The sequence below is a fragment of the Neorhizobium sp. T25_27 genome, from assembly GCF_002968565.1.
Lineage (GTDB): Bacteria > Pseudomonadota > Alphaproteobacteria > Rhizobiales > Rhizobiaceae > Neorhizobium > Neorhizobium tomejilense.
The window spans coordinates 977,057-996,457 of sequence record NZ_PVBJ01000001.1; the positions used below are offsets into that span (position 1 = coordinate 977,057).

At 61.4% G+C, this 19,401-nt stretch carries 19 protein-coding genes; 9 read left to right on the top strand and 10 right to left on the bottom strand.

Translation table 11 applies throughout. The features are described 5' to 3' along the window. Positions 1–94 precede the first annotated feature (94 nt). On the bottom strand, positions 95–1,669 hold the full coding sequence (locus tag C5J24_RS04905) for a trimethylamine methyltransferase family protein (protein ID WP_105416007.1): 1,575 nt from the start codon (positions 1,667–1,669) through the stop codon (positions 95–97). Positions 1,670–1,933: 264 nt separating this feature from the next. On the opposite strand from C5J24_RS04905, the gene C5J24_RS04910 reads away from it, so the two are divergent. Then, on the top strand, positions 1,934–2,635 hold the full coding sequence (locus tag C5J24_RS04910) for a B12-binding domain-containing protein (protein WP_105416009.1): 702 nt from the start codon (positions 1,934–1,936) through the stop codon (positions 2,633–2,635). Positions 2,636–2,665: 30 nt separating this feature from the next. Here the strand turns inward: C5J24_RS04910 and C5J24_RS04915 are convergent, their stop codons facing one another. After that, positions 2,666–2,824, bottom strand: a complete 159-nt coding sequence (locus C5J24_RS04915; protein WP_105416011.1) for an entericidin A/B family lipoprotein — start codon at positions 2,822–2,824, stop codon at positions 2,666–2,668. A 14-nt stretch (positions 2,825–2,838) separates the two neighbouring features. On the opposite strand from C5J24_RS04915, the gene C5J24_RS04920 reads away from it, so the two are divergent. From C5J24_RS04920 to C5J24_RS04940, 5 genes are all read left to right on the top strand, one after another. Beyond that, a complete protein-coding gene (locus tag C5J24_RS04920) occupies positions 2,839–3,480 on the top strand; it encodes a DUF1638 domain-containing protein (protein WP_245446514.1) in 642 nt (213 codons plus the stop codon). A gap of 58 nt (positions 3,481–3,538) precedes the next feature. Then, on the top strand, positions 3,539–4,312 hold the full coding sequence (locus C5J24_RS04925) for a formyl transferase (protein WP_105416015.1): 774 nt from the start codon (positions 3,539–3,541) through the stop codon (positions 4,310–4,312). Positions 4,313–4,441: 129 nt separating this feature from the next. After that, positions 4,442–4,744, top strand: a complete 303-nt coding sequence (locus tag C5J24_RS04930; protein ID WP_105416661.1) for a virulence factor — start codon at positions 4,442–4,444, stop codon at positions 4,742–4,744. 52 nt (positions 4,745–4,796) lie between these two features. Further along, entirely contained in the window at positions 4,797–5,759 is a 963-nt protein-coding gene (locus C5J24_RS04935) for a methyltetrahydrofolate cobalamin methyltransferase (RefSeq protein ID WP_105416017.1), read from the top strand. An 11-nt stretch (positions 5,760–5,770) separates the two neighbouring features. Beyond that, positions 5,771–7,807, top strand: coding sequence for an ASKHA domain-containing protein (locus tag C5J24_RS04940; RefSeq protein ID WP_105416019.1), 2,037 nt, complete (start codon positions 5,771–5,773; stop codon positions 7,805–7,807). 2 nt (positions 7,808–7,809) lie between these two features. On the opposite strand, the gene C5J24_RS04945 is transcribed toward C5J24_RS04940, so the two are convergent. After that, positions 7,810–8,706, bottom strand: a complete 897-nt coding sequence (locus tag C5J24_RS04945; RefSeq protein WP_046611350.1) for a LysR family transcriptional regulator — start codon at positions 8,704–8,706, stop codon at positions 7,810–7,812. 213 nt (positions 8,707–8,919) lie between these two features. On the opposite strand from C5J24_RS04945, the gene C5J24_RS04950 reads away from it, so the two are divergent. Both C5J24_RS04950 and C5J24_RS04955 read left to right on the top strand, forming a co-directional pair. Continuing rightward, positions 8,920–9,129 (top strand): hypothetical protein, encoded by a 210-nt coding sequence (locus tag C5J24_RS04950; protein WP_105403492.1) that lies wholly within the window; start codon positions 8,920–8,922, stop codon positions 9,127–9,129. A gap of 236 nt (positions 9,130–9,365) precedes the next feature. Continuing rightward, complete coding sequence (locus C5J24_RS04955) at positions 9,366–10,385, top strand: GlxA family transcriptional regulator (protein ID WP_046667158.1); 1,020 nt, start codon at positions 9,366–9,368, stop codon at positions 10,383–10,385. 20 nt (positions 10,386–10,405) lie between these two features. Here the strand turns inward: C5J24_RS04955 and C5J24_RS04960 are convergent, their stop codons facing one another. The 4 genes from C5J24_RS04960 to C5J24_RS04975 form a co-directional block, all read right to left on the bottom strand. Continuing rightward, a complete protein-coding gene (locus C5J24_RS04960) occupies positions 10,406–11,014 on the bottom strand; it encodes a GGDEF domain-containing protein (protein ID WP_105416021.1) in 609 nt (202 codons plus the stop codon). A gap of 17 nt (positions 11,015–11,031) precedes the next feature. Beyond that, positions 11,032–11,880 carry a response regulator gene (locus tag C5J24_RS04965; protein WP_105403490.1) on the bottom strand — a complete coding sequence of 283 codons (849 nt, stop codon included), beginning with the start codon at positions 11,878–11,880 and terminating at the stop codon, positions 11,032–11,034. A 158-nt stretch (positions 11,881–12,038) separates the two neighbouring features. After that, a complete protein-coding gene (locus tag C5J24_RS04970; RefSeq protein ID WP_105416023.1) occupies positions 12,039–14,552 on the bottom strand; it encodes an FAD-dependent oxidoreductase in 2,514 nt (837 codons plus the stop codon). Between the two features lie 154 nt (positions 14,553–14,706). Next, positions 14,707–17,187, bottom strand: a complete 2,481-nt coding sequence (locus C5J24_RS04975) for a mechanosensitive ion channel domain-containing protein (protein WP_245446516.1) — start codon at positions 17,185–17,187, stop codon at positions 14,707–14,709. Between the two features lie 164 nt (positions 17,188–17,351). Between C5J24_RS04975 and C5J24_RS04980 the strand changes: the two genes are divergently transcribed. Continuing rightward, a complete protein-coding gene (locus tag C5J24_RS04980; protein WP_046599797.1) occupies positions 17,352–17,603 on the top strand; it encodes a GlsB/YeaQ/YmgE family stress response membrane protein in 252 nt (83 codons plus the stop codon). Between the two features lie 11 nt (positions 17,604–17,614). Here C5J24_RS04980 and C5J24_RS04985 read toward each other — a convergent pair whose 3' ends face one another. From C5J24_RS04985 to msuE, 3 genes are all read right to left on the bottom strand, one after another. Further along, positions 17,615–18,172 (bottom strand): DUF924 family protein, encoded by a 558-nt coding sequence (locus tag C5J24_RS04985; protein WP_046667006.1) that lies wholly within the window; start codon positions 18,170–18,172, stop codon positions 17,615–17,617. An 11-nt stretch (positions 18,173–18,183) separates the two neighbouring features. Continuing rightward, the gene (locus tag C5J24_RS04990; RefSeq protein ID WP_105416025.1) at positions 18,184–18,675 is read right to left on the bottom strand and encodes a heme-degrading domain-containing protein; all 492 of its coding nucleotides are present in this window, start codon (positions 18,673–18,675) and stop codon (positions 18,184–18,186) included. Between the two features lie 61 nt (positions 18,676–18,736). Then, positions 18,737–19,288: an FMN reductase gene (gene msuE, locus C5J24_RS04995; protein ID WP_105416027.1), complete on the bottom strand. Its 552-nt coding sequence runs from the start codon at positions 19,286–19,288 to the stop codon at positions 18,737–18,739. Positions 19,289–19,401 lie beyond the last annotated feature (113 nt).

Sequence of the window (19,401 nt, forward strand, 5' to 3'; positions counted from 1 at the left end):
CCTGGTATCGGTAGTGCGGTCGCCAGACACCCTCCTGGATGAAATCGGCGACCAGCCTGGCACCGCCTTGCTCCCTGGCGGCATCGGGCTCTCTTCAGGTGAAGGCGTCGGGCATCGAATCCTTTCGGTCCTTGATGAACGCCAGCAGCGCCTCGTCGATCGCAGGATCGAGCGGCGGTGCTTCGTAGCTGTCGAGCCAGGAACGGCAGAGCGCGTTGGCGCGCTGCTCGATCCGCTTCTCGCCCTCGATCTCCCACTGTTCGAAGGAATTGTTGTCCATCAGCGCCGAACGGTAGAAGGCCGTCTGGAAATGCGCCTGGGTATGGGCGCAGCCGAGATAATGGCTGCCGGGGCCGACTTCGCGGATTGCGTCGAGGGCCTGGCCTTCTTCGGACAAATCGACACCCTGCGCCATCTTCTGCATCATGCCGAGCTGGTCCTGGTCGATCATGAATTTCTCGTAGGACGACACCAGGCCGCCTTCCAGCCAGCCGGCGGCATGCAGCACGAAGTTGGTGCCGGCGAGCAGCGTCGTGTTCAGCGTATTGGCCGATTCGTGCGCCGCCTGGGCATCGGGCACTTTCGAGCCGCAGAGCGAACCGCCGGTGCGGAACGGCAGGCCGAGGCGGCGGGCAAGCTGCGCCGCACCGTAAGAGACCAGCGACGGTTCCGGGGTCCCGAAGGTCGGCGCGCCGGACTGCATCGAGATCGACGCCGCGAACGTTCCGAACAGCACCGGCGAGCCCTTGCGGATCAGCTGCGTCAGTGCAGCACCGGCCAGCACCTCGGCAAGGATCTGCGTCAGCGTGCCGGTCACCGTTACCGGGCTCATCGCGCCCGAGAGAATGAATGGCGACACGACCGACGCCTGGTTATGCCGCGCATAGACTTTCAGCGCCCCAAGCATGGTCCCGTCGAACACCATCGGAGAGTTGGCATTGATGAGGTTCAGGGTGACGCAATTGTTCTCGACGAACTCGTCGCCGAAGACCAGCTTCGCCATGGCGACGGTGTCTTCGGCGCGTTCCGGCGCGGTGACCGACCCCATGAACGGCTTGTCGGAATATTTGATATGGCTGTAGATCATATCGAGATGCCGCTTGTTGACCGGCACGTCGACCGGCTCGCAAACCGTGCCGCCCGACGAATGCATCGGTGGCGCCATGTAGGCGAGCTTCACGAAATTGCGGAAATCCTCGATCGTCGCGTAACGGCGCTTGCCATCGAGGTCGCGCACGAAGGGAGGTCCGTAGACCGGCGCGAACACGGTCGCCTTGCCGCCGATCTGGACATTGCGCTCCGGATTGCGCGCATGCCAGGTGAATTCGCTCGGTGCGGTCTTCAGCAGTTCGCGGCAGAGGCCCTTGGGGAAATGCACCCGGTGGCCCCGGACGTCGGCACCCGCCTGCGCCCAGAGTTCGAGCGCTTCCTCGTCCTCGCGGAATTCGATGCCGATCTCTTCGAGGATGAGATCCGCATTGCGCTCGACGAGAGCAAGACCCTCCTCGTCCAGCACCTCGTAGACACCGATCTTGCGGGTGATGTAGGGCAAGGAAAGGCCGGGACCGTTGCCTGCGCGGGCTGCGCGGCGGCCTGCCGCTCCCCGCTCGCCGCGGCCGCGTCTGGCCCCGCTGCCTGCCGGTTCCGTCTCTGGGGTCAAATCGTCCATGATGTTCCTCGCCTCCGCTTTGAAAAGCGCCTCAAGCCTTTTTGATGCGCCATGCTAGGCTCATGCGCAAGCCGAGCCCCGCCTTTCTGCGTCACGGGTTTGTACAGGACAGACATCACGCCGTGATCTTCCGTCGTTTTTCCGACGCGCCGCTGTCGCATACGAAAGAAATTGCCAAGCAAATTAAAGGTACAGATAGTCGGGACGGTAAACGTCTGATTTGCCGGCCTTCGAGCCGGCCCCTCGAACGAAGGGAAGCATTGCATGTCCGACGACGAAATCATCCTGGCGGAACTTTCCGACGAGGAACTCGTGCAGCAGATGCACGACGATCTTTACGACGGCTTGAAGGAGGAGATCGAGGAGGCGACCAACATCCTGCTCGCGCGCGGCTGGACGCCCTATGACGTCCTCACAAAGGCCTTGGTCGAGGGCATGCGCATCGTCGGCATCGACTTCCGCGACGGCATTCTTTTCGTGCCGGAAGTGCTGCTATCGGCGAGTGCCATGAAGGCGGGCATGTTCATCCTGCGGCCGCTTCTGGTCGAGACCGGCGCTCCGAAACTCGGCAAGATGGTGATCGGCACCGTCAAGGGCGACATCCACGACATCGGCAAGAACCTTGTCGGCATGATGATGGAGGGAGCGGGCTTCGACGTGGTCGATCTTGGCATCAACAACCCCGTCGAGAACTATCTCGATGCGATCGAGCGGGAACAGCCGGATATTCTCGGAATGTCGGCGCTTTTGACCACGACCATGCCCTATATGAAGGTCGTCATCGACACCCTGAAGGAAAAGGGCATGCGCGACGACTATATCGTGCTTGTCGGCGGCGCGCCGCTCAACGAGGAATTCGGCAAGGCGGTCGGTGCCGATGCCTATTGCCGCGATGCGGCGGTCGCTGTCGAAACGGCAAAGGAATACATCCGCCGCAAGCACAACAGCCTTGCCGCCGACGCCTGAGGCGCCGAACGGCTTGCTGACGGCGACGCCTTAGCGCGCAGCGCGATCGACCCGGCGTCCCGCATCCTGCGTGGCATTAACGGTATTGGCCGTATCCTGGCCCATGCCGCGAATGGTATTGCCGCAGGAAGTGAGGGAAACCATCGTCGCGAAAAGAGCGGCGATCACCGTGACTGTCTTGGCCGTCATGTTAGAATACTCCGATGGAGAGAGATGAAATCGTGGCGGAAATGGAATTTCCGGCAGAGGAACGTTCAACTCGCGAAAAAGTTCACGTGATCGCGTGCGGAGCGATCGCGCGGGAAATCCTCGCTGTTTCCAGGCAGCAGGGCCTCGGTCACATCGATCTCAATTGCCTGCCGGCGATCTGGCACGCCTATCCGCAGAAGATCGTTCCGGGTCTCGAAAAAGCCGTCGCCGAGGCGCGGGAAGCGGGTTTCGAAAACATCTTTTTCGCCTATGCTGATTGCGGAACCGGCGGCGACATCGACCGTCTCTGCGCACGCGAGGGCATCGCCCGCATCGAAGGCCCGCACTGTTATTCCTTCTTCGCCGGAAACGACGCTTTTGCCGCAAAAGCGGACGAAGACCTGTTCTCGTTCTTCCTGACCGACTTTCTCGCCCGCCAGTTCGAGGCCTTCGTCATCGAACCGCTCGGCCTGGACCGCCACCCGCAGCTGAAGGACATGTATTTCGGCAACTACCGAAAACTCGTCTATTTGAGCCAGGAGGAAGACAAGGTCCTTCAAGAAAAGGCGCGCGGGGCCGCCGATTATCTCGGCCTGGAATACGAATACCGCTTCACCGGTTACGGCGACCTCACGCAGGCGTTACGCTCGGTTTAACCGTTTCTTCGGGCCTTCGGCGGAAGAGTGCGGCCCTGCGCTTTTTGCGGGGGGATCGATGCAGGACGGGAATTCTCGGATCGTGGTGATGACATCGGGCGGGGTGAACCCGCAGGTGATGATCAATGCATTGGCAAAACATTTTCCCGACCTGCATGTCGTCGAAGAACAGCCGGAATCGAAGGGCACGCTGCTGAAACGCCGCGCCCGGCGGTTCGGCTGGTTCACAGCGCTTGGCCAACTGGCGACGATGATCGCCTCAAGGCTGACCAAGAGCGTGGCGGCAAGGCGCTCCGCCGAGATCATCCGCGACTACGGCCATTCCGCCGAACCGAACCCGGCGATCCCCGTGACGCACGTGCCCTCCCTCAACGATCCGGCCTGTCACTCAGCGGTGACAGCCCTGAAGCCCGCCGCGATCTTCACCATATCCTGCCGCATCCTGTCGCCGGAGACGCTTGCCGCTATCTCCTGCCCGGTCATCAACTTCCACGCCGGGATCAACCCGATGTATCGCGGCCAGATGGGCGGTTACTGGTCGCGCGTCGAAGGCGACGAGAAGAACTTTGGCGCCACCGTGCATCTGGTCGACAACGGCATCGATACCGGCGGGACGCTCTACGAGAAGCGGGTGGAGCCGGCGGGCTCGGATTCGCTCGCCACCTATCCGCTGCTGATGACCGCCTCTTCCGTCGATATCAGCGTCCGCGCACTTCAGGATGCCATCGACGGAACGCTGAAGCCGTACCAGCCGCAAGGCCCCTCCGCACTGCGTTTTCCACCGCCGATCTGGACCTGGCTCTATCACGGGCTGACCCGGAAGATCTGGTAACCGGCATCCGGCCCGGCATCCCGCAAGGCAATCCCATCGCCGCGTCGTATTTTGCTGGGTGCGACGTCGTCGCAAGCGCAGTCTTGTCGCCCGCACCCGTGCATGCTGCATCTCAACACGGAGGAATTCATGGCCGACCGCATCGTCGTCTTCTGGCGGGATATTCCGGCGCAGGTGATCATCAAGAAGGGCCGCCAGACCGCCAAGCGGGAACTGTCGCTGCGCTTCACCGAGGCGATCGACATGTGCGCGATGCGCAGCGGCGCCGCCGGCACCGACGACTATCTCGCAGAATGGCGCAAGGCCGAACCGATCGCCGTTTCCGACGACCTTGAAGCCGAAGCCGACAGGGCGGCAGCCGAGCTCGAAGCAGCTTATGACAGGGAAAAACTCGTCGCGCTGGTGAAGACCGGCGGTCGCGAAGTCGCCTGACGTTCAGACAATCACATCGTTTCTGCGCCGCATCGCGCGCCTGGAGGAAGAAATGACCCGCACCATCGTCGCATCCGCAACCCGGGAGATCGTGATCGGCTTCGACCAGCCCTTTTGCGTGATCGGCGAACGCATCAACCCGACGGGCCGCAAGAAGCTCGCGGCCGAGATGATCGAGGGCAATTTCGACACGGTCATCAGGGATGCGCTGGAACAGGTGGCGGCGGGTGCCACCATGCTCGACGTCAATGCAGGGGTCACCTCGGTCAATCCCAACGAGACCGAACCTGGCCTGCTCGTGCGGACGCTGGAGATCGTCCAGGGCCTCGTCGACGTGCCGCTGTCGATCGACAGTTCGGTGACAGCCGCCATCGAGGCGGCGCTGAAAGTCGCCAAAGGCCGGCCACTGGTCAATTCGGTGACCGGCGAAGAGGAAAAGCTCGAAGCCATTCTGCCGCTCTGCAAGAAATACGACGTACCGGTGGTGGCGATCTCCAACGACGAGACCGGCATTTCGATGGATCCGGACGTCCGTTTCGCGGTCGCCAAGAAGATCGTTGAACGCGCCGCCGACTACGGTATCAAGCCGCATGACATCGTGGTCGATCCGCTGGTCATGCCGATCGGCGCGCTCGGAACCGCGGGCCTGCAGGTCTTTGCGCTGCTGCGGCGCCTGCGCGAGGAGCTGAAGGTCAATACGACCTGCGGGCTTTCCAACATTTCCTTCGGCCTGCCGCACCGCCATGGCATCAATGCCGGCTTCATCCCGATGGTGATCGGCGCCGGAATGACGTCGGCGATCATGAACCCCTGCCGGCCGCAGGAAATGGAAGCGGTGCGCGCAGCCAACGTGCTGAACGGCACGGATCAGAACTGCGGTAACTGGATCATGACCTATCGGGACTATAAGCCGGTCGAAGGCGGTGGAACTGCTGCGACGGCTGCACCTTCGGCCGCCAGCGGCCGACGCGGCGGCCGGGCCGCACGGGCTGGCGCCGGAGCAAGCATGGAGTAAGTACAGGTATCATGGCGGATATTTCCAAGAGAGATCCCCTCGTCCTCTTCATGCCGTCCGGCAAGCGCGGCCGGTTTCCGGTCGGCACGCCGGTGCTCGATGCCGCGCGCCAACTTGGCGTCTACGTGGAGAGCGTCTGCGGCGGGCGGGCGACCTGCGGGCGCTGCCAGGTCTCGGTCCAGGAAGGACATTTCGCCAAGCACGGCATTACCTCGGCGAACGACCACCTGTCGCCGATCGGTCCCAAGGAGGAGCGCTACGACCGCGTGCGCGGGCTTCCCGAGGGACGCCGCCTCTCCTGCTCGACCCAAATCCTCGGCGATCTTGTCGTCGACGTGCCGCAGGATACGGTGATCAACGCGCAGGTGGTGCGCAAGGCCGCCGACGAGCGTGTCTTCGACCGCAATCCGGCGATCCGCATGTGTTATGTCGAGGTGGAAGAGCCCGACATGGAAAAACCGCTCGGCGATCTCGACCGCCTGAAGGCCGCGCTTGCCGCCGAGTGGCATTTCGACGATCTGGATGTCGATTTCCACCTGATTCCGAAAGTGCAGCAGATTCTGCGCAAGGGCGAATGGAAGGTCACGGCGGCAATCCACAAGGACCGGGACGACGACCGCGCCCGCCTCGTCGCGCTCTATCCCGGCCTGAAGAACGAGGCCTACGGGATTGCCTGCGATATCGGCTCGACGACGATCGCCATGCATCTGTCGTCGCTGCTGTCGGGCCGTACCGTTGCCTCGGCGGGCACATCGAACCCGCAGATCCGCTTTGGCGAGGATCTGATGAGCCGCGTTTCCTATGTGATGATGAACCCGGACGGGCGCGAGGCGATGACATTAGCCGTGCGCGAGGCGCTGAACGGACTGATCGACAAGGTCTGCGCCGACGGCGGCGTGTCCCGCGCCGACATTCTCGACAGCGTCTTTGTCGGTAATCCGATCATGCACCATCTGTTCCTCGGGATCGATCCCACAGAACTTGGCGGAGCTCCCTTTGCGCTTGCCGTTTCCGGAGCGGTAAAGGTCAGATCTTCCGAGATCGGCCTGCCGATGAACGACGGCACCCGCACCTATCTCCTGCCCTGCATTGCCGGCCATGTCGGTGCCGATGCCGCGGCGGCAACCCTGTCGGAAGGTCCGCACCGGCAGGAGGAGATGATGCTGCTGGTCGACATCGGCACCAATGCGGAAATCGTGCTCGGAAATTCGACCCGTGTCGTCGCGGCCTCCTCGCCGACCGGTCCGGCCTTCGAAGGTGCCGAAATCTCGTCGGGCCAGCGGGCAGCACCCGGCGCCATCGAGCGGATCCGCATCGACGCCGAAACCCTTGAGCCGCGCTTCCGGGTGATCGGCGTCGAGCCCTGGTCGGACGAGCCGGGTTTTGCCGATGCCGCCGCTGCGACCGGCATCACCGGCATCTGCGGCTCTGCGATCATCGAAGTGATTGCCGAAATGTATCTTGCCGGGCTGATTTCGGAAGACGGCGTGGTGGACGGCGCGATGGCGGAGCGCAGCCCGCGCATCCTCCAGAACGGCCGGACCTTCTCCTATCTGGTGCATGACGGCGAGCAGCGCATCACCGTGACCCAGAACGACGTGCGCTCCATCCAGCTCGCCAAGGCGGCGCTTTATGCCGGCGTCAAGCTGTTGATGGACAAGCAGGGTGTCGACCATGTCGACCGGATCGGCCTTGCCGGCGCCTTCGGCACGTTCATCGATCCGAAATACGCGATGGTGCTGGGTCTCATCCCGGATTGCGATCTGGGCCGCGTCAAATCGGTCGGCAATGCCGCCGGCACGGGCGCACGGATGTGCCTGCTGAACCGCGGCTACCGCCGCGAGATCGAGGAAACCGTGAGCAGGATCGAGAAGATCGAGACGGCGCTGGAGCCGAAATTCCAGGAGCATTTCGTCTATGCCATGGCCCTGCCGAACAAGGTCGATGCCTTCCCGCACCTGGCGGCAGTCATCACCCTGCCGGAGCGAAAGGTACCAGCCGAGGCTTCGGGAGAAGGCGGCCGCAGACGTCGCCGCGGCCGCGAGTAGGATCAGGCAGCAGCGGCGACCAGGGAGCCGAAAGCTTCGCGGATGCTTTCGGCCACGGCCTTGCCGGGCACGGAAAGCTGCGGTGCCGTCAACAGGCGGATATCGAAGTTGATAAGCTCCGGCAGGCCCTCTTTCGCCCCGAGTATCTGCATGTCGTCGGTGACGTAGGAGCGCGGGAACGGCGCGATCGCCAGATCGGACAGCACGGCGGCGCGCTGCGCCATCGTATGGGCGCTGGCATAGGCGATGCGATAGCTCCGCTTGTGCTTCTCGAGCTGAGAAATTGCATCATGTCGCCACACGCACCCGTCTTCCCAGACGGAAATCGGCAGCGGATCGCGCAGATAGGCCGTGCCGCATTTGGCGCCGGCCCAGACCAGTCTTTCCGTGTGAATCATCTCTCCGGCCGTCGAGAAAGGCCGGGTCGCACAGTTGATCAGCGCCAGGTCCAGCCGCTGCTCGTCCATGCGCTTCTTGAGCGCCAGGCTCATGTCGACCGTGACATCGACCATGATGCCCGGAAAGCTTTCGCCGAAGTCCTTGAGAACCTTCGGCAGAAGGCGTTCGGCGATATCGTCCGGCGCGCCGAGACGCACCACGCCGGAGAGTTCCGGCATGACGAAACGTGACACTGCCTCGTTGGAGAGCGCCAGCATGCGCCGCGCATAGGAAAGCAGCATCTCGCCATGCTGCGTCAGCGACACCGAGCGAGCGTCGCGCAGGAAGAGCGTCGTCTTCAACTGCTCTTCCAGTTTCTTGATCTGCATCGAGACCGCTGACGGCGTACGCAGAACTGCATCGGCCGCGGTCGAGAAATTGCCGGTTTCGGCAATCGCCACGAACGTGCGCAATACGTCATTATCGAGCAGCGGAAGCGGCGGGCGGAATGGGACAGTCATGTCAGCCTCTATCAATAATTCTGAACTTAAGCACCATATCATTTCGTTTGATTGAATGTCAAACCGGCGGCATACTCAAAAACATCGGAAGCAAGCGTCGATACAAAACAGAATTTCATGAGACGCATAACTTGCATCCGATTGATTGATGGATTGATGGCGTTCATTGTCCCGACTGAGCGTTGTCCCATGAGACACTCAAGGAGAACTGACATGACTATGATCACCTATCAGGAGAGCGATCGCTCCCGGTCCCGGCCGTCATCGTTCGCCTCGCTCATCCGCCCTGCCCTGGACGCGGTTATCAGCCTTCGCGATCAATGGCGTCGTCGCCAGACCGAAAGAATGCTGGAAGGTCTGCCGGCAGAAATCCGCAAGGACATCGGATGGCCGACGACCAATGCCGCACCGCATCGCCGATAACCCTCCCGCTCCATGGCCCGCCGACGCGAACAGCGAAGCGGGCCATGTAATCTGAGACACGCTTTGAGCCTATCGCCTTTGGCAATTACGTCTGCGACCCGCTTATGTCGCAAAAATGTTATCAGCCTGTCGTCCAAAGCCCTTCTCCGCCGCCTTTCCCCGTGCCAATGTCGCTTTTGAAGAAAAGCGGGCCGCAATGTACGGCCACGAACAAGGGGAATGACGGCATGAATGTGATGACCAAAAACCCGGCAGCAAAGCGCTCTCTCGTCTTTTTTCTTGTTCCCCATTTCACCATGCTGCCTTTTGCTGCAGCGGTGGAGACGCTGCGAATCGCCAATCGCATGCTCGGATACTCGGCCTATACCTGGCGGCTCTGTTCCGCCGACGGCGAAAAGGTCTATTCCTCGAGCGGCATCGGGATCGAAGTAAACTCCTCTCTCGCCGACGAACGTCGCAACCTCTCCGGTGAAAACCGTCCGAACATGGTTCTGGTCTGCTCGGGCGTCTACGTGGAGGAATTCAACAACAAGTCGGTCAACGCCTGGCTGCGCGAGACCTATAACCGCGGCATTGCCGTTGGAAGCCTCTGCACCGGAGCGCATGTCCTCGCCCAGGCCGGGCTGCTGAACGGCAAGCGCTGTGCGATCCACTGGGAGAACCTGCCAGGCTTTGCCGAGGCATTCCCGCAGGCGGAAGTCTATGCGGATCTCTACGAGGTCGATTCGAACCTCTATACCTGCGCCGGCGGCACCGCCTCGCTCGACATGATGCTGAACCTGATCAGCCAGGATTTCGGCGAGAACCTCGTCAACCGCGTCTGCGAGCAGCAGTTGACGGACCGCGTCCGCAACCCGCATGACCGCCAGCGCCTGCCGCTGCGCGCCCGCCTCGGCGTCCAGAACGCCAAGGTTCTGACGATCATCGAGGTTATGGAAAACAATCTCTCCGAGCCGCTGTCGCTGGTCGAGATCGCCGACGACGCCGGCCTCTCCCGGCGCCAGATCGAACGCCTGTTCCGTCAGGAAATGGGCCGCTCGCCGGCGCGCTATTATCTGGAAATCCGGCTCGACCGGGCAAGGCACCTGCTCGTGCAATCCTCGATGCCCGTGGTCGAGGTGGCGGTTGCCTGCGGGTTCGTGTCCGCGTCGCATTTCTCGAAATGTTATCGGGAGGTCTATAATCGTTCGCCGCAGCAGGAACGGGCCGAGCGCAAGCTCAACATGAATACGTCGCGCACCGGGGTCGTGGCCTGAGCCCTGGGGATTGCGGCGGGTCAGTCCGCCGCCTGCAGCGCGATCGTATAGTCGGAAAACACTCTGTTGCGGCCATGGCTTTTCGCCATGAACAGGAATTGTTCTGCGGCGTTGAGGTAATTGTCGAACGTTTCCGGACCGCAGACCTCCGCCAGTCCGATCGAAACGGTCATCGAAAAATCGATATCGCCGGACATGATCCTGATGCCGGCGACCTCAAGCCTCAGATTCTCGCAGAATTCCGTCGCAGCGGCTACGTCGAGACCGACCAGCAGCATGCCGAATTCCTCGTCACCCAGCCGCGCAAGAAAATGACGGCTGCCGCGACACGCGGAACCAAGCCTGGCGGCGGTGGTCTTGACGACTTGGGCGACGGTTTCTTCGCAATGGACAGCGTTCAACCGCCGGAAATGGTCGATGCTCACGATCGCGACGGCGCAGGATATCCCCTCGGAAAGACATTCCCTCACCACCGGTTCGCCAAGCCGGTAAAATTCCTTCAGGTTGGCAAAACCGGTCAACGGATCGGCAATCGGACGGACCGCCTCCATCTGGATCGGCAACGGCGCCGCCAAACCGTGGGTCAAGCGCTCCTTCTCCCGGAAATGCTGGCTTAGAAGGTACGGCATACGGAGTTCCTCGGGGATCAGGCGACGTTCTTCACCGCCGTTTCCTGGCGTCTTGCCTGCATCGACCGGATCTGGATGAGCGTATCCAGGTTCTGGTTGACGCGGCAGTAAAATTCTTCGTCGATGAAGGGGCGCAGCATGAAATCATTGCCGCCGGCCTTCAGGAAGCGGGCCGAAAGCAGCCGGTTCGAAGAGGACGAAACGCCGATGATCCTAAGTTCGTGCGAGCCGCGCACCGAACGGATGCGGCGGGTGAGTTCGAAGCCGTCGATATCGGGCATGTTGTAGTCCGTGACGACGAGGCCGATATCCGGGTTCTTCTTGAGAATATCCAAGGCCTTGGCACCGTTCTCGGCAACGCTGACCCGGAAATTGTAGCGCTTCAGGCGGCTCGAGAGCAGCGCTCGTGCGGTCGGGCTGTCGTCTACGATCAGGACGTGGTGGCGATGATTGGTAAGGAACCGGCAGACCGATTCGGCCAGCATTTCAACCGCGAAGACATTGTCCTTGAGGATATAGTCGACGATGTCCTTGGTCAGCAGCTTGTCGCGGGTTTCTTCATGGAAGGTCCCGGTAAAGACGATGGTCGGGATCGACAGATCGACGAGATACTCCAGCGCTTCCCCGTTTTCCGCGCCTGGCAGATTGATATTGGAAATCGCCAGCATCACCGGCTCGGCGGAGCGGTCATAGGCGAACTGCAATTCCTCGAAGTTGCGGCAGATTTCGACCTCGATGCCGAACAGCTCCCTGAGCCGGGTCCCGATCATCGACGTAAAGACGTTCGAATCCTCCGCAAGCAGGATGCGGGAGTTTGCCAGTGATTGGCCGGAATACTGCATCCCGGAGATGCCGAGGAATGTCATGGTGCCCCTATCGAATAAGATATTATCCCCTCTGATAACATCCCTAGTGGAAACGCTTTGCAGAACCGTTAATCGGAGCCGCACTACGGTATCAAAACGGTACGGGCGGCCCGAAGACCGCCCGCTAACGTCAACGACTTCTTACTTTTAGGCGGTTTTCAGGCCCGTAGCGCAGTGTTGTCCATGTCGAACGGACTTTCCGGCACAACACTGGCGTTGTAGAGGCTGCCGAGAATCTTGATCTTGAGCCTGGTGCCGGTCTCTGCATAGCCCGGTTTGACCATCGCAAGCGCCAACGACTTGCCGATACGCCAGCCGTAGGCGCCGTTGGTGGCGCGGCCGATCAATTCGCCGTCTTCGTTGTAGATCGCCTCCGAACCGCGGGCATCGACATCATTGGCGCCTTCGATGACCAGCGTGCAGAAATTCCACCGCAGCCCCTTTTCCTTGTAGGAAAGCAGGCCTTGCTTGCCGAGAAATTCCTTGTCGGTCTTGATGAACCGGTCGAGGCCGGACTCGTAGGCATTGTACTCGATCGACATTTCGCGCGGGATGAGCCGGTAGGATTTCTCGACCGACATCGAGAGCATGGCTCGGATGCCGAAAGGCTTGATACCGAATTCGGCGCCGGCTTCCATCAGCTTGTCGAAGATATAGTTCTGCATCTCGATCGGGTGATGCAGTTCCCAGCCAAGCTCGCCGACGAAGTTGACGCGAAGCGCATGGGCGGAGGCCATGCCGACGGAAATCTCCTTGCCGGACAGCCAGGGGAAATCCTTGTTGTCGAGGCTGGTGCGGGTGAGCTTCTTCAGAACCTGGCGGGACTTCGGGCCTGCCAGAACCAGCACGCCGAGCCTCTGGGTGATCTGGGTCAGTTTGACCGAGCCATCTGTCGGGGCGAGCTTACGCAGGTAATCCTGGTCATGCGCCTCATAGGCGCCCGCCGACACGAGATAGAAACGATCCGGTGCCCATTCGTAGACCGTGAACTCGGAACGCACCCCACCCTGTTTGGTCAGAAGGTGGCAGAGCGCGATGCGGCCGCGCTTCTTCGGGATCGCATTGGCAAAGATAGAGTCGAGGAAAGCGCGCGCACCCGGGCCGGACACTTCCATCTTGGCGAAGGCCGACATGTCGAGCACGCCGACATTCTCGTGGACATTCTTGACCTCGTTGCCGACGTGGTCGAAATAGTTCGAGCGGCGGAAAGACCATTTTTCGACGATCCGGCCATCTTCCAGTGCCGGCGCATGATTGTGGCCGGTCAGCACGTCGACGCCGACGCCGAGGTCTTCCGCAGGCACTTCATAACCTTCAGGCGCGAACCAGTTGGCGCGCTCCCAACCGTAGACGGAGCCGAACACGGCACCCATCTTCTTCAGCCGGTCATAGACCGGCGTCGTCTTCAACGGACGCGCGGCAGAACGCTCTTCGTCAGGATAATGCATCGTGAAAACATTGGCATAGGCCTCTTCGTTCTTCTCGATGAGGTAGCCTTCCGTTGCGTAAGGGCCGAAGCGGCGCGGATCGACGCCCATCATGTCGACGGTGGGTTCGCCATCGACGATCCATTCCGCCAGCTGCCAGCCGGCGCCGCCAGCGGCGGTGATGCCGAAGGAATGGCCCTCGTTCAGCCAGAAGTTCTTGAGGCCGGGCGCGGGACCGACGATCGGCGAGCCGTCCGGCGTATAGGCGATCGCGCCATTGTAGACCTTCTTGATGCCCACTTCGCCGAAGGCCGGCACGCGCACGATGGCGGTCTCGATATAGGGCATCAACCGGTCGAGTTCCTCGTTGAAGAGCTCGTATTCGCTCTCGTCGGACGGACCGTCGACGTAACAGACGGGTGCTCCGACCTCGTAAGGCCCGAGCAGCAGGCCGCCATTCTCCTCGCGCATGTACCAGGACGAGTCCGATTCGCGTAGGACCCCCATTTCCGGTAGGCCCTTGGCCTTGCGCTCCTGGATCGCCGGATGCGGCTCGGTGACGATGTACTGGTGTTCGACCGGAATGACCGGAATGTTGATGCCGACCATCTCGCCGGTCTTGCGGGCAAAGTTGCCGGTGCAGGAAATGACGTGCTCGGCGGTGATCTCGCCCTTGTCGGTCGTCACCTTCCAGAGCCCGTCCGGCTGTTGTTCGATGGCGGTGACGGTCGTGTTGCGATAGATTGTGGCGCCGAGGTCACGCGCGCCCTTGGCAAGCGCCTGCGTGAGGTCGGCCGGCTGGATATAGCCGTCGTCCGGATGCTGGATGGCGCCGAGGATTCCATCCATCTCGCAGAGCGGCCAGATTTCCTTCACCTGTTCGGGCGTCAGGACGTTGACCGTGACGCCGATCGTCTCGGCGATCCCGGCATAATACATGTACTCTTCCCAGCGGTCCCTGGTGCGGGCGAGACGGATGTTCGAGACTTTCGAGAAACCGACATTCATGCCGGTCTCTTCCTGCAGTTCCTGATAGAAACGCACCGAATATTTGTGCAGCTGGCCGACCGAATAGGAGAGATTGAAAAGCGGCAGAAGACCCGCCGCATGCCAGGTCGAACCGGAGGTCAATTCCTTGCGTTCGATCAGGACAGCATCGCTCCAGCCCTTTTTCGCCAGATGATAAAGCGTCGAAACACCGACCACGCCGCCGCCGATCACCACCGCCCGTGCATGTGTCTTCATGGAAAAAACCCCTCTTCGGCCTCGTGCGGCCTTTTCGCAAACTGCAGGGACTATGCAATTCCGACAGGCGGGCCAAACGCCTGTTTACGACATGCCGGGAGCCAGCCCGCGACGATCCTCAGAATGGCCGCGCGGGGCTCGAGCGGAGGGACGGTCAAGCGCCCCCTCTTGCATCATTCTCCTCCTGCGGGATCGGCCTGCCCCGATGAAAGATGATTTCCTGCTGCGGGAACGGGATATCGATCCCCTCCTCCTTGAACCGCCTGAGGATGGCGATCCGCAGATTGTTGCGGATTCTCAAGCCCTCGCCCATGTCGGCCAGATGGAACCTCAGTTCGAAATTGAGCGAGGAGGGCCCGAAGCTCAAAAACTCCACGTGCGGTTCCGGATTGCGCAGCACTTCCGGCACCTGATCGACCAGTTCCAGAAGGATATCCATCACCTTTTGCGGATCGGTGTGGTGGCTCACCGCGACCGGCACCTCGGAACGCCCGATCTTGTTGCGATGCGTCCAGTTGCCGACCGGCGAGTTGATGAGGTCGGAATTCGGCACGATGATCGACTGCTTGCGGAACGTTTCGATCTCCGTGGCGCGCACCGAGATGCGCTTGACGATGCCTTCCGTCGCCCCGGTCACCACATGGTCGCCGACCTTGAAGGGCCGCTCGACGAGCAGGATCAGACCGGAGACGAAGTTCGAGACGATATTCTGGAGACCGAAACCGATGCCGACCGACAGCGCGGATGCCACCAGCGCGAAGCTCGAGAGATCGATGCCCGCGGCCGAGACGCCGACGATCACCGCAAGCCCGATGCCGAGGTAACCGATACCGGTCTTGACCGAGTTGCGGACGCCGAGATCCACCTGGCTGCGCGCCAGCACATTGCCGTCGATCCACTTCTGCACCCAGCGGGTGACCACGAAACCGAGGCCGAAGAGCAGAATGCCGCCCAGAATGCCGACGATCGAGATCGAGATGTTGCCGATCCGGATCTGCGTGAAGAAACTGTAGATCCAGGCTTCGATATCGGCGATCTGGAAGCCCCAGGTCAGCAGGATGAGGGGAATGCCGAGGATCAGCGCAAAGGCGTAGATGCCAAGTCCAGCAACGAGCCCTGCCTGGTCGAGGGAGACCTCGCCGAAATTGAAGCTTTCGGCGAGCCGGCGGCCGACCGCCGTATCCGTGAACGATCCCTGTTTCGAAACCGCCCTGCCCGACAGGAGCCCGATATAGATCAGCACGATCACCGCACCGGTCAGCACGATCTGGGTCGAAGCGAACCGGGCAAGCCCCACATATCCCGTCAGCACCGACAGGATCAGGAGCAGACCCATGACACGGAGGAACAGCGGAAAGTACCGCGGCCACCGATGTCCCGGCCCATCGGGATCCTCGCCCTCGACAAGCCGCGGCTGGACGAAGGAGATGGCAATCAGGATCAGGCCGATGATCACCGAAGCGAGCAGGCTTTTGACGATGGTCAGAACCAGCGGCGAATTCAGCGCCTCGCTGATCGCGCCGAGCAGATAGTCGAGCCCGTTGACGATCGCCATGGCGAGTACGGCGAGCGTCAGCAGGCGGGCACCGCGATTGGTGATGCGGACGAGCCGCCACTCCGGCTCGCCCGGCGCCAATACGCCATAGGTGAGCTTCCAGACGAAATTAACGAACCAGACGAAGCCGAAGAAGGTCACCACGATCGGCGTGATATCCGTCCGCAGCACGTTGAAGCCGTCGAGGAACAGGAAGGAAGCGAGCAGAAAGGCCGCCAGCGCCACGGTCTGGATCACCGTCGACCAGAACGCCACCGACAATCTCCTTATATAGGAGGGATGTTCGTGGTCGTTTCGCCGGATGAAACGCCCGAACAGCCGGTATCCTCCGGACAGGAAGAGCATTGCCGCGCCGAGCGACAGCGCCAGAGCGCCCAGCAGCTGCAGCTTCTTGAATTTCCAGACGAAACTGATCCAGCCGCTGAAGGTAGAGCCGAAGTTCCTGACCTCGGCGACGAACGCGTGGCCGGCATCGGCGAACAATTCGCCCGACAGCTCGGTGTGGCGGAACAGCGTCTGAGTAAACAGCGTGCGGCGCAGATTGGTGATCGTGTTGGCGACCTGGGTCGCGCTGTTGGAAAGCTGGCCGGCGTCGTCGACGATCAGATTGAGCTCGGAGCGCTCGTTCAACAGCCGATTGCGCTCTTCAACGACCGCGGGCGCTTCCGGAGGCTGGCCGGCCGCAGGCGGCTCGCCGAGGCTCTTAAGCCGGGCCTGGATCTGTTCGACGCGAGTGCGCATGGCATCCGAGGCCGAGCGCATTTCGCCGACGATCGTTTCCGCCTGAACCCTGAGTTCCGCAAGGCGCGCATCGTCATCGGCGTCGCTTTGGATCCGGTTGCGGAAGCTATCGAGCCGCTGACGGATCGTGTCTATCTTGCCCTTCATGTCCGAATTGATCGAATCGAGGGTGACGTCGGGTGGCACCTGCTCCTGGCGCTGTCCCTGCGCCTGCTGTTGCGTCTGGGCAAACACATGCGACGACGAGCCCAGCTGGACGGCGGCGATCATGAGTGCGGCGAACAGCACGCGGGTTATGCGCTGAACGGTTGAAGGGCCGGTCGTGGGAAGTTCTGTCAAATGTCTGCTCTTTTGTCTTTCGATCGGATTCGTCGGCGAAAATAGAGTGACTTCTGGGCGAAGAAAAGGAATGCTGTAGTCCAGGTTCCAGGAATTGTTCCAATTCCTGGAACCTGGAACATTTCTTCGCGTTTCCCCGTCCCAACAATCATTGAGGGTAAGTCATGGAACAGGCAGGTATCGGCTGGATCGCAGCCATCATCATCGGCGGCATTGCCGGCTGGCTCGCCGAAAAGTTCATGAAAAGCGACATGGGCTTGATCATGAACATCATCCTGGGCATTGTCGGCGCCATCATCGCCAATGCCATTCTCGGCGTCTTCGGCGTCGTGCTCGGCGGCTGGATCGGCTACCTGATCGCCGGCTTCATCGGTGCATGCATCCTGATTGCCGTCGCACGCATGTTCCGCCGATAATTACTTCGAGATCAGAAACCGGCGCCGGGCTTGGCAAGATATTCGAGTTCGGCGGCGGTCGATTCCCGGCCGAGCAGCGCATTGCGATGCGGGAAACGACCAAATTCGCGGATCACCGCACGGTGACGTTCCGCATAGTCCAGATATTCCGCATCACCCAGCAAGGCGAAGAGTTCAACCGACCGATCCTGATCGGCGAGCGTCTCCGAATGCTCGAAGGGAAGATAGAAGAAGCCGCGCTGCTCGGGCAGGACCGCCATATCCGCGCCAGCCTCGATCGCCAGCCTGGCCTCCCGCAAGGCCAGCCAATCCGTTGCGAAGGCAAGCGGGGTGCCGCGATAGAGGTTGCGGGAAAGCTGGTCGAGCACGATCACCGCCGCCAGCCGGTTTTCCGGCGACGTCCGCCAGGCGTCGAGGTCGCCGCGGGCAAGCGAAAGATGAGTGGCCGCGAAATGCCGGCGCATTGCCTCGTCGAGCGCCTCATTCTTCTCGAACCAGTCCTTGCGGGTCAGCTCCTTGAACCAGAAGGTGAAAACTTCCCCGGGGGTTTTTACGTCGGCCTGCGCCATCGCATATCTCCTTAGCCGAGACGGAGTGTGGAGATATCCTTGCCGGTCATCCGGGCAAGGGCTTCGACGACCATGTTATGATCCTCGCGCTGCGGCAGGCCCGACACCGTCACCGCCCCGATGCAGCCGACACCGGCGACCTTGATCGGAAAGCTGCCGCCATGCGGCGCATGGTCCGCTGCGGGAATACCATATCGGCTTTCCACCGTATCGCCCTGGAGCTCGAGCTTCCGCCCGATTGCATAACTCGACTGGAAAAAGCGGAACACCAGATTGCGCTTGCGGCGCACCCAGTTTTCGTTGTCTGCGGTGGTGCCCGGCAATGCCGTGTAGAAGGCCGACATCGAATGCAGCCGCACGTCGATGACGACGCTCAGGCCCCGTTCGACGGCCATATGGCGAAGCAACGATCCGAGGTCCCAGGCAGTGGTCAGGTCGAACCGGTCGAAGACGAGCGCCTTCTCCTGCTCCGCGATCTTCGCCATGTCTTCTTCGATCGTCATTGCGTTCCCCTCCGGATTGCGATGGCGGGGATTGATGACGACAAATCCGGCGAAAGTAAAGTTACTCGGCGGCAGCGAGTCCCCGGACGGGGAAGAAGGCGGCAAGCTCGTCGACGGCAAAGCCGATCCGTTGCTGCAGGGACTCCGAAACGATCCGATAATCGGCGAAATCGCGATCGGAGGCGTAGACAGCCGTCGGCAATGTATGGGCCATGAAGAAGCCGAACAGCGGCCGAAGCTGATGTTCGACCATCAGTGCGTGCCGGTCGCCGCCGCCGGTTGCGGTGATCAGGATCGGCTTGGCGCGCAGTTGTTCCGGATCGATCAGGTCGATGAAATGTTTGAACAGGCCGGGATAGCTGCCCTTGTAGGTCGGCGAACCGACGATCAGGAAATCGGCCTCCACGACATCGGCGAGCACCCTGGCGGCTGCTTCGTCGAGATCGCCCTGGCGTTGTGCCTGACCGAGAGACGGCCCGACATCGGTAAGGTCGTGAAGCCGGACGTCGAATCCATAACGTTCGGCTGCGACGGAGGCGATGTGTTCGACCAGCGCAAAGGTCTTGGATGGGCGGTTGTAGCTACCCGCAAGACCGACGAGTTTCAGGGCCATGGAAATTCCTCTCTGCGCAATGACTTTCTCCAGATTAGCGTGGGTACCGCAGCATGAAAGCAAGGAATCTGCCGCAGATACCCAGTCAGGAGAAAATCATGCTCAGAGAATGC